This window comes from Wolbachia endosymbiont of Protocalliphora sialia (assembly GCF_053891855.1).
The window spans coordinates 1-11309 of the sequence record NZ_JAIUJX010000021.1 but is presented as its reverse complement, the minus strand read 5'-3'; the positions used below and the strand labels follow the sequence as shown (position 1 = coordinate 11309).

The following is an 11309-nucleotide window of genomic DNA, read 5'->3' as shown; positions in this document are numbered from 1 at the left end:
AAAGAGGAGCCGATAGATGAAAAAGGTTCTTAGGAGTTTGTTAGAAGATATTTGGAGCTGAAGTCAATGGCAGAGTTGGCAAGAGAGTTAAATAGTCAAGGTTACAGAACGAAAGCAGATATCTTTAAAAAAGCGACGGTGAGAAGAATAATAACAAATCCAATATATATGGGAAAAATCAGACATTATGAGAAAGAGTATGAAGGAAAACATGAAGCAATAATAGAGGAAGAAAAGTGGCAAAAAGCGCAGGAATTGATAAGGAATCAACCATATAGAAAAGCAAAATATGAAGAAGCGCTACTTAGGGGAATAATTAAGTGCAAAAGCTGTGATGTAAATATGACGCTAACGTACTCAAAAAAAGAGAATAAAAGGTATCGATACTACATATGTAATAATCACTTAAGGGGGAAGAATTGTGAATCAGTAAATCGAACAGTAGTAGCAGGAGAAATAGAAAAAGAAGTAATGGGAAAAACAGAGCAGCTATATGAAAAATGGGGAGAAAAAGCGGAAGAGTGGAAAAATTTAAGTTTTGGAAGACAGAAAGAAGTAGTGAAAAAGTTAATAAAAGGAGTAATGGTAAAAGAAGATGAAATAGAAGTGTGTTTAGAGGATAAGGTGGAATTTATACCAATGTGGTTAAAAAAGAAAGGAAACAAATGCACAGTAGTAGAGCCAGAAGGAAAAACAAACAATGCATTACTGAAAGCAGTGGTGAGAGCCCATTCCTGGAAACGGCAATTAGAAGAAGGAAAATATAGAAGTGTGAAAGAGCTGAGTGCCAAAATTAGTATAGGTACAAGACGTATACAGCAAATTTTAAGGTTGAATTATTTAGCTCCGAAGATTAAAGAAGATATAGTAAAGGGGAGGCAGCCAAGAGGTTTGAAGCTATCTGACTTGAGGGAAATACCAATGCTATGGAGTGAGCAATTAGAGAAGTTTTATGGTCTTGATTGCATTGTTTAACAAGAGGAGATGAAAACATCAAAAAGAATAGGAAAAGCTGTTGCAAAAAAACTCAAGGATTTATAAGGAAACCACTATTGCAAAATATGAAGGACTTCTAATGCACCCGCAGAGGTTGAAGAGGTTAAAAATAGTCTTGACGTAAACCAGTGTTACAAAAACTGACATTAAATCATATGAGTATATTAATATAAATAGTAAAAATTTTCAATTTACATATGAAACCAGAGCAAACTATTGAGCAAGAGTCAAACTCACATAACAACCCTTTTCTGCTAAAATAGAACCATGTTTTTATAGTGAAGGAAATCCTATATACGAAAAGTCATCAAGTAAAACTTTTAAATTAGGTAATTTCTTCTCATTTGAGCTTATAGAGCATACTTTTTTAACCATGAGCATGATTATTGCTCCGGACGGGGATGTTCAAAAAAGTGTGTCAAACCGAAAAGTAAAATATAATTGAGATAAAAATGGAGGTTTGACATGAGTCAAAGAATAGCAGATAGAACTACTGGTTTGGTAGATTATAAAGAATTAGAAACAAATATCTTGTCGTCTATACGAGAAGGTAGACCATTAATGGGAAAAGATGGTGCATTAACGCCATTTGTAAAAAGGCTACTTGAAGCAAGCTTGGAGGGTGAAATAGAACATCATTTATCTACTGAAAGCGAAGAAAACAATCGTAGAAACGGAAGGAATGGAAAAACTTTGAAAACAAGTGCAGGTTCATTTGAACTATTGACACCAAGAGACAGAGAGGGAAGTTTTGAACCACAGATAGTGAAAAAAAGGCAAACAACAGAACTTGAAACAAAGGTCTTGAACATGTTTGCAAGTGGTGTGGGATACAGAGATATAGCATCATATGTGGAAGAAATTTATGACCATAAAATATCTGCAGCAGAGATATCTGGAATTACAGATAAATTACTACCTATAATCAATGAATGGCGTAGCCGTCCACTGCAATCAGTGTATCCAATAGTATTTATGGATGGGATGTTTTTTAAGGTAAAAGAAGACGGTCGCTGTGTAAGTAAGTGCATGTATAACATATTAGGAATAGACCAAAATGGCAGAAAAGAAGTACTGGGTTTTTACTTAGCAGAAAGCGAGGGAGCTAGCTTCTGGTTAGGCGTATTAAATGACTTGAAAGAGAGAGGAATAGAAGACATTTTGATAGCTTGTGTCGATGGCCTAAAAAGCTTTCCTGCAGCTATAAATAGCGTATTTCCTAATGTGGAAGTACAGCTATGTGTAGTGCATCAAATACGGAACTCTCTGAAATACGTATCAAGCAAAGATGTAAAAGTTTTCATGAATGATTTGAAAAAAATATACCGCGCTACAAGTAAAGAAATTGCAGAAAATTATTTGCTTGAGCTGGAGGAAAAATGGGGCGAAAAGTATCCATTAGTTGTGAAATCTTGGCAGAACAATTGGGAAAGTTTATCTGGTTACTTCAAGTATTCAGGTCCTGTTAGAAGGCTAATTTATACCACTAATCCCATCGAGGGGCTACACAGGCAAATTAGGAAATTTACCAAGACCAAAGGCGCATTCACCAGCATAAATGCCTTGTACAAGCTGGTATATTGTGCTATAAGAAAGGTGGAGGAGAAATGGACGATGCCTGTACATGATTGGGCATTATCTATATCTCAACTCGATATTTTTTTCCCTAGTAGGTTAAAGATTGAGTTGAATTAAAAATTCGGTTTGACACACTTTTTTGAACATCCCCTACAACTCCTTAATGTATAAATTATAGTAGTTTATATTTAAATAATAATCTTCAACTTTTATGATCTACCTATCCCGAAAATCAGGACCTCTTCTTGAATCCTTATCTATACGTTCTACCCATGAACCCTTCTGCTTATTGGATTCACTTATAACTTCAGGACGCATTAATCCACCAGATCTTTCAAAATATCCCTGTTCAATAGCATAGTAGACCCAGTAGTCACCTAGCGCGCAATCATTGCCTAACTCTTTTTTGCGACCTTTGAATTTTTCTAATATTTCTTCTCTATCACTCACTTCTACTATAATTTTGCTTTTATTCTGTATGTCAGGATACAGCCTAACGTCTACATTTCCCAAACTAGTATAGAAAGTTAATATTACATCGCTGCCTTCTGTAAGATCTGTGTAATTCCTTATGCCATCTTCAATTTTAATTTCTACTTCACTATTACCGATCTTTACTATATTTCTTCCACACTTTACATCTCCATCTGTTAGACCTAAATCCCTTGCCCCATCTGTTATCTTTATAATGTCTATTTTACTATCTTTAGAATATTCTAAGTAAAAAACGGAGTTGTCTACTCTTGCATCTTTTAGCTCGCTATTGGTTGCACTTTTTGCGATTTCAATAAACTTATGAGAATTGCTAATATAATCTCTATAAGCTTTTTTTAGGTTAGTTTTATGCTCTTTAAATTCTGATGTCAGTGTGTTAGCATCAACTGTATTACCAAACACTGCCCCTTTTGATACTAATTGACATATTATATTACTAGCAACTTTAGGATTTTTTTCTAATTCACTGATTTTTTTCATCACATAATCGGTAAAAGTGTACTCATTACCTGAAAAGAAATCTTGCGAAAGAGAATAGTTTAATCGTACACCAGACTTTATAGCATCGTTTACAATCTTTTCAAGTTCAGCCATATTTTGAGCATGAAACACCTTATCAGAAAACTCATTTAACTTTTCCTTTTGATTTGAGGTTAAATTAACGAGTAATTTACTGACCTGTCGTTTCTTTTGGTGAGAATAATTGATATTTATACGATAATCTAATGCTCCTGCTTTTAGAAATATTTTTCTTAACTCTTGAGCAAGATCTTCATTATCCCAAGAAAAACGATCAACATACGAAAACACTTTTGATTCACCCATTCCTTGCCGAATATTTAGCACTACTTTTAGGTCTAAGTCTCTTTTATGCTTACTTAAAAACTCCTTTAAATTTTTAGTGCAGTCTGAATCACACACAAGTAAGTCATACAATTCCTTATTCAACTTTTTCTGTTTATCAGTTAAAAATAATTCTTCTATATTATAGCAGAGTTTATTAGTTGCTATTTGTTGTGGAGTTTTGCCCTTTCTACTTGTTATATTAGGGTTAGCTCCTTTCAAGAGAAGAGAGTTTGCATTATCGTAATGACCTGTGGCAGCAGCAAGGTATAGTGGTGTTTTTCCTTTATTATCTTGTATGTTAGGATCTGCGCCTGCTTCTAAGAGTAAATCTATAGCCTGATTTCCTGTGCGACGAAATCCACCAATCTTTGCTCCTGCAATTGCATGCAATACTGTTGATTGAGATTCTCCTCTTCTGAGGTTAAGAATTACTTTTAAATCTTTATTGTTTTTATTATCATGTAAGAATTCTTCAAGGGGCTCAGTATTATCAAATGAACCACAGTTAGAAGCTAAACATTTTAGAGCACTAAGTAACTTTTTGTTTAAATTTTTTTGACTTGGTGTAAGATCATGATCTAGAGCAAACCAAACACAAATCTGTTCACTTAATCCAAGTTTGCTATCTATCAAAGATGGTGGTTCATTATAGTTTCTAACTGATGGTAAATCTCCTGAGTACCACATATCATTCATCAGTTCATTTAATAAATGCTCTTTAGATGATAAATGTTCTATAATGGATTCATATTCAAAATCAGATGGTTCTGGTTTGGATTTTGGTTTTAGTAGATTGATGATAGATTTTACTATCCCAGTAGACTCACCCATACTTACCCTTTAAGCTAAGATATATGATATATTGTATGCGATATGTAACATTAAGTCAATAACCATAATCTTTTTACTACTCATATCGTTAAGCTTTTGTTAAGTTTTTATGGTGAGTAATAATGGAGTATATAGAAGTTAAGAGTTGTTTATGACTCCAAGTTTTAGCCAGTTTTACTATAGATCAACAAATTTGAGAAGCACTAGCGATATTTAATATATAGGAATATGATGCTTTAAAGGAGTGCAAAAACTGCTGAAGCTTATACAGTAACCTGCGGAGCCACTTCAGCAGAATAAACAAACACATGCCAGTATTAGTAGAGAATTATTTATAAGTCAACTAACTTTTTAAAAAATATTTTAGTGAAGATACCATGCTAGCTAGTGTTATAAAGAATTGAATTATTGACTCTTCCTAAGATTGCAAAAAAGGTCGTATATTTGTGAGAACAAGCCGCGTAAAAATAAGGTTATAAAAATAGAAGATTTAAATTATTTCAATAAGCTTAGGCAAAACAGTTCATATGTAGATATGGATGAAATAGGCAATGATCAAATTTACGTACAGGGCAAACTTAAATAAAAATGTGATATAAAAAGAAGTAAGACGACTATTTCTTAAGACTAGATCACTGATTAACTCCTCGAGATGGACCTGCTTGTTAAACATAAGGTTGTTGGAGATTACCTGGATGTTGACCAAAAGCAACCACAGAACTATGTCTTACATCTACCTCTACAAACTCATCACTAATTTTTATAAGGGAACCTTCATCTGTTGCACCTTCATTAAAAACAGCATACACCAGTTTCACTTTGCCAGCATCAGTAATTACCTTATACGCTTCACCTTCTTTATATCTTGTCAACTGGTCCTTAGCCTCTTTTTCTTTTTTATCCAAATCTCCTTTCTTAGCAAATTTTAGCTCTATTCCAACTGGGGGGTATTCTTTTTTTTGATCAGTAGCATTTATAACCAACATAACATCCAACTTCTCTCCACCACCTATTTGAAATTCAGTAATAACTTTTATATTATCTTCTCCGTAGCTACTAAATAAACCATGCAATACAGCTTGAAATGTAGCCTCATTGCTTATTAATGATTTGAAAGGATGTAGTGTATGAGAAATTTCTTCAAATAGTTTTTTGTAATCATCATATTTACCAGATTTTATAGCTTTGCTCAAAGCTGCTTTAAATTTTTTATTTTCCACAATTGGAGTAAAATTACCTTGTAAAATTTCTTTACCTCTTTTATATCTATCCAATGAGTCATACGTATTTACTGTAATCCCCTTATTCTTATTACAGTACTGATCAAATGGATTCTTATTACTAGGTATATCATCCAGATGGCAATTCACCTCACTTATTTTTATATCTTTAATTTTTTTAACTCCGTTTATATTTTCAATGGGACTGATTTTATTATCTTTCATCGCCTCTACTTCATGTATAACGAAATTACCCAAAGCAGCTTTTAAGCTTTTTTTATTATCTTCAGACATCTCAGTAATATTCAATACAAGTACTTTATTACCTAAAATTAATACGGTAGTCGTAACACAATCTAAAGCGTACTTATCTATAACGTTTGGACGATTTCTCGAGGTTCGTTCTGATGTACCTTGATTACAAATAAAAATACTTTTGCTTAATTTTTCATCTTCAATTCTATCAGGAATAAGCATTAACTGTCCTATAATAAACCGACTTACGTAATGTATATTATCACTACCTCCATTGCTCCAAACAATTCCATAGTAAAGATACTCTAGCTGTGTTCTTATCACCTCAGCATTCGCTGCTTCAGTGCCAAGTAACTTTTCTATTACAGAATTACCTTCTCGACTAAGAAAATTTTCTATATCAATTTTAACATTTTCGTGATGAACCATGTCAAAATTTAATCCTACACAAATAGCTTCATTAGCTATAGTAATCATTCTTATAGAGTTAGAAAAAGAGCCCTTAACATAATCTTGTGCTTGCTTCAATGCTTTTATCACTGTACTTATCTCACCAGTACCTGCTTTAAGCTCAATAATAATAGGAATAGAGCTTAGCGACTTATCAGAACCGCGCACAAGTAAAATAATGTCTGCGTAACCTTTTCCAGCAAATAATTCGAGATAAAGTTTTAGGTGAAAACGATACTTAAAATTTATCAAAAACCCAGCTAAAAACCCATGATGACTTGATTCTTTACCGCTAAATAGAGTTTCTTTTTCATATTTCTTATAGACATTTGTAATATAATTAAACATTCTTCTAGCGTTCTTTTTTACTTCTTCGAAATCTTGATTACTCAATTTTGAAATTAAGCTCTCTAGGTCTTGTTGGTCACGATCTTTTTCTATTTCTGTAAAACCTTTTTGTGAATAATCAGTCTTTTTACTAAAAGCTGGATCAACCTTTCCGTACTTTACTTCTTTTCCTGTAATTGTTATTTCATGCTCTTCTTTTTCTAGTTTATCAAACTCTGCTCCCATTTTCCATTTCTGTGCTATTTTTTCTAACTCTCCTTGAGAGAACTTTAGATGCATGTTACCATCAACTTGATCAGACACCGTTATACACTTAAGTCCCTCATTAGTTAATATAGCTATTTTTAAAGTTCTATTATCATCAAAACGAAAATGAAGTTTTTTGATACCAATTTTAGTAGCAAGTTCTGTGTCTAATACAGTAGCAAACATACCAAAAAAGAAACTAGGGAAAAAGCCTGGCTTTCCAACTGAATGCAAAAAAGAAGGAGATTGATTGATAAACGATTGGAACCTTTTTTGAAAATCTAGGAACTCGTCTTTTGATTTATTTCTCATTAACAGAAGCTGTACCAACTCAAGCGGCTTGACATTACTTGGCATATTACTCTCCTATTTGCTATGGCCTAAAGATTTTATATTATATGGGGTATCAGTCGTACTGAGACTTGACTGTGGCAAAGTATCACCAGCTTCACGCAAAATTGATTCTTTAGAAGCTTCTTGAGCTAATTTAGAAAATACTTGTTCTCCTAATTGCAATTTTTTACCCCCATGAAATAACTGAATTTTACTTAATACAGAATCTTTAACCTTTATCATCTCTTCACCACTCATTTCTTTTACGTGCTTTAATATCTTCCCTAATATTTCTTCTTTACTTACCCCTTGTCTACTTGGATCCACAATTAAATTTGCTATTGTATATGTAACTGAATAGTCTACAAAAATAGAGGAAATAGATTGCTCCCCGCGGTCTTGAGTTTTTAATTTTATTATACGTTCCCAAACATTCATCATACATTTTTTTGTTTCTTCAGACAGATCTGGATTCTTCAGTACTTGATCTGATAATGAAGATAAAAAAGTTGTGTAACGTTCACATTCAATCTGACTACACAATCGGCTTAATTCCATAAAAGAATCAAAGTAATACTGACCTACTAGCACATTCAACACTGCATAATAAGTATTTTCCTTATAATCTCTATCTAGTAATTTTTTCTTTTGCTCATCATCCATTTTAGACAGGCAAAACTCTATGGTGTCTACTTCTTTGTAACCCTTTACTGCAGATAAAGCTGCTTCAATTAACAGATCATCTTTATCTTGACTAGAAATATTAGGATCTCTGTGCAATTTATTATAAAAGTATTCTATACCCTCTTCCCAATTTTTACGTGAGTTTACTCGTATGGCTTCTTTTAAACCTTCAACTGTTGTATATTCGTTTAGTTTTCCAGTCTGTTTATCAATAAGGGAAGACCAAAAAGCCTTTATAGGGCTACTCTCTTTATGGTGATCCAAAAGTTCATCTTTTAGCTCATCATCAGAAACATCTTCTTCAAATGCACTATTTTTAAACTTTATAAATACTTGCTCAAATAATCTAGGTATCTCACCTTCTAAGCAGTATTTACATGCTAAGTAATATCTTTTAGAAATGTTTAATGGATTCTCTTTTCCATTTTTATTTTTTTCTTCAGTTAACCTTTCACCAACAATTTCATTTTTTAATCTTACTCCATCCCAACAAGAATTATCAGAGAATATATCAGAAAAAAAAATTAGTTTTTCCTCATCAAAATCTTCAATTAATTGAATATAAACCCTCAACCATCTTTCTACTCTAAGATGTTTTCTTGCTTTAACTTGATTATCGTCGCCTTTAATAGCACCTTTTAATATATCAAGTATTTTATTGTAATTGTGATCCAAACCAGATTCCATACCTACAACCCCATTTTGTATTTTAATATAAACTTTAGTCTAGTAAATTATCGTTGCCAAGCCAATCTTTTTCTCCAAACCTTACCACTGCACAACAGGAAATTTCTTGAGAGCCAAGTATGATATTTTCATTCTAATAATTAATTGTAAAACACTTTTACTTACGAAAAAATAGACCTTGCTGTAACTAAAGAAATTCCTATTTTAGTGCCACAAAAATTTGAATTATTGACTCTTCTGAAATTGCAAAAAAGGTCATATATTTGTGAGAACACGTTGCGTAAAAATAAGGTTATAAAAATAGAAGATTTAAATTATTTTCATAAGCTTAGGCAAAATAGTTCGTATGTAGATGTGGGTGAAATGGGCTAATGTGGTTAGTTTTAGCGTATAATGAAACTACCATATAAAAAAGTTCGTATGTATCGTTTGGTAGACCAACTGATTCCAAGAAAAATTGTTCTCACCGTCCCTGGTTTTGAGCACTGAAAATGGCTATATTATTTAAGCTATTAGTAAAATACGTTGTTAGATTAATACTAATTTTCTTAAGGAGGAATTTAAGGCAAACTCATAATGAAAACAGAATTTGAAGGTAAAGAAAAATCCCGTACTGACCTTCTTAAGAGACTTTTGCCTAAAACTACTTTGGGTTAGAAAATTTTCTACAATAATGATTGACAAGTTTTAAAGATAGAATACTATACTTAAAATGTAATTGATAATCTAATTAATTAAGGTAGTGGCTATGTTGCGTTCAGATATTCCAAAAGTTTTGTTTTCGTCTATTAAAGAGGATGATCCCCATAGAGCATCTAAGCTTTTTCAAATTGAACGCTGGTGCTATGCAAATTGGCGTCTGCACCAAAAAAGTGGCAAGAAAGGACGTAATTTTCTTGCACAGGTATTGTCTAGCGAGGATTGTTGGAAAAAAGTAGACAATTTACACGGAGTTAAGCTTGATAGGCAAATGGTAGGTAAAAAATTGATTGTGCAAAATTCAAATAGTCCTTTTAGTACTGATAAAAGATATGAGATTGCCTGTCGTTATTGCCTGGAAGAAGATATTATTGCTCTATTTGAAGAGAGAAAAAATAAACTATCATCTCAAGGTAAGAGCAGTCTGTTGGAGTATGGTCACTTAGTTAAGACTCTAGGAGGCAACCTTAAGACTGAAATCGGGAAATAAATAGAAGGCTGAATAGGAGGGTTAGTCATGGTAGTAATCTATATTATTTTGTGTATAATATTTATAGTTATTTTAGAAAGTTCACTAGACTCTTAGTTATGTGTTATGTTTGACTTAGGAAAGATTTTCATAAATGTTGGAGTGAATAAGTAGGAATATTATGTTTTTTCCCTGAGTTGTAAAATTTCAGAATGAGAAAAACCTGTAGTTTGTGATATGATATCAGTAGAGACACCAGCTTTAAGTAGGTTTTTTGCCACAGCTATTTTAGCTTTCATTTCACCTTTTTCATGGCCGATTTGGATGCCTTCTTTCCTGCCCTTCTCTTCTCCAATTTGGATTCCTTCATGTTTAGCATCGTCGAGTTTTTGTTCTAAGATAGCAGCTTCTTTTTGTAAATCCATCACCCTTTCTTCATAAGCTACAAGATCTTTCTCATTCCAATGAAACTTATCTAACTCATCATATGCTAACTTTATTATCGGTGACTTTTCTGCTATTTTTCTTAAATCTTCATCAGTTGTCTCTTCTGCGTATTTGAAGAAAAATAGCCAACGATCTACTACATTTTCTAGCTGCTCTTCTCTGCTCTTAGGAAACTTTGGCAACTCAATGAAGATAAATTGAAAATCTTTTAAATCATGCTCGTTAGTTTTTTCATCTCTTATGGTATGGCTAGATATATAATCAAGCTTATCAGGAAATAAATTACAATTGGAAATAGCAATAAAGAAAACCTTCTTTAAATCAATGTACTTACCACCTTTATCAGCCTGCCTTGAGTAAGCCTTAGCAGCATAAAGTTGAGCGCGTTTTTCAAATCCTTTATCACGAGCGAGTTGCATCTCAATCACGTACCTTGCCCCAGTAGAATCCCTACACAGAACATCAACAATACTCTGCTTATCAGAGGCAATTTCAGGGTCCATAATGGTGCTAAGGAATTCGACTTCTTGTATAGTATTTATTTCAGTAAACCCTAAAATATCATTCAAAAAGTGGATAAGGATATTCTTATTTTTTTCAGTACCGAATATTTTTTTAAATGTTAAGTCTAATTTTGGATCGAGAAACTTCGAAAGAGCCATAGCGCGAGTACCTAAAAAGCATTAATAATTATACACAATTGTGAAGAAATATTCAACGTTTTT

At 32.8% G+C, this 11309-nt stretch carries 6 protein-coding genes and 1 pseudogene; 3 read left to right on the top strand and 4 right to left on the bottom strand.

All coding sequences use genetic code 11. The features are described from left to right. Positions 1 to 45: 45 nt before the first annotated feature. Both LB100_RS05670 and LB100_RS05665 read left to right on the top strand, forming a co-directional pair. A pseudogene (locus tag LB100_RS05670) lies at positions 46 to 975 on the top strand (recombinase family protein); the annotation flags it as partial. 486 nt (positions 976 to 1461) lie between these two features. Next, positions 1462 to 2691 (top strand): IS256 family transposase, encoded by a 1230-nt coding sequence (locus LB100_RS05665; RefSeq protein WP_456201680.1) that lies wholly within the window; start codon positions 1462 to 1464, stop codon positions 2689 to 2691. 99 nt (positions 2692 to 2790) lie between these two features. On the opposite strand, the gene LB100_RS05660 is transcribed toward LB100_RS05665, so the two are convergent. The 3 genes from LB100_RS05660 to LB100_RS05650 form a co-directional block, all read right to left on the bottom strand. Beyond that, positions 2791 to 4746: an ankyrin repeat domain-containing protein gene (locus LB100_RS05660; protein ID WP_456201679.1), complete on the bottom strand. Its 1956-nt coding sequence runs from the start codon at positions 4744 to 4746 to the stop codon at positions 2791 to 2793. A 665-nt stretch (positions 4747 to 5411) separates the two neighbouring features. Beyond that, entirely contained in the window at positions 5412 to 7622 is a 2211-nt protein-coding gene (locus tag LB100_RS05655) for a hypothetical protein (protein ID WP_456201678.1), read from the bottom strand. Positions 7623 to 7631: 9 nt separating this feature from the next. After that, positions 7632 to 8969, bottom strand: coding sequence for a hypothetical protein (locus LB100_RS05650; protein ID WP_456201677.1), 1338 nt, complete (start codon positions 8967 to 8969; stop codon positions 7632 to 7634). A gap of 748 nt (positions 8970 to 9717) precedes the next feature. On the opposite strand from LB100_RS05650, the gene LB100_RS05645 reads away from it, so the two are divergent. Continuing rightward, positions 9718 to 10158, top strand: a complete 441-nt coding sequence (locus tag LB100_RS05645) for a hypothetical protein (RefSeq protein ID WP_456201676.1) — start codon at positions 9718 to 9720, stop codon at positions 10156 to 10158. Between the two features lie 158 nt (positions 10159 to 10316). On the opposite strand, the gene LB100_RS05640 is transcribed toward LB100_RS05645, so the two are convergent. Next, positions 10317 to 11246 carry an Rpn family recombination-promoting nuclease/putative transposase gene (locus tag LB100_RS05640; RefSeq protein ID WP_456201675.1) on the bottom strand — a complete coding sequence of 310 codons (930 nt, stop codon included), beginning with the start codon at positions 11244 to 11246 and terminating at the stop codon, positions 10317 to 10319. Positions 11247 to 11309 lie beyond the last annotated feature (63 nt).

Excerpts from the sequence above, each read along its gene's own strand:
- LB100_RS05645 (WP_456201676.1), top strand. The coding sequence starts at position 9,718 with ATGTTGCGTTCAGATATTCCAAAAGTTTTGTTTTCGTCTATTAAAGAG.
- LB100_RS05650 (WP_456201677.1), bottom strand. The coding sequence starts at position 8,969 with ATGGAATCTGGTTTGGATCACAATTACAATAAAATACTTGATATATTA.
- LB100_RS05660 (WP_456201679.1), bottom strand. The coding sequence starts at position 4,746 with ATGGGTGAGTCTACTGGGATAGTAAAATCTATCATCAATCTACTAAAA.
- LB100_RS05665 (WP_456201680.1), top strand. The coding sequence starts at position 1,462 with ATGAGTCAAAGAATAGCAGATAGAACTACTGGTTTGGTAGATTATAAA.
- LB100_RS05655 (WP_456201678.1), bottom strand. The coding sequence starts at position 7,622 with ATGCCAAGTAATGTCAAGCCGCTTGAGTTGGTACAGCTTCTGTTAATG.
- LB100_RS05640 (WP_456201675.1), bottom strand. The coding sequence starts at position 11,246 with ATGGCTCTTTCGAAGTTTCTCGATCCAAAATTAGACTTAACATTTAAA.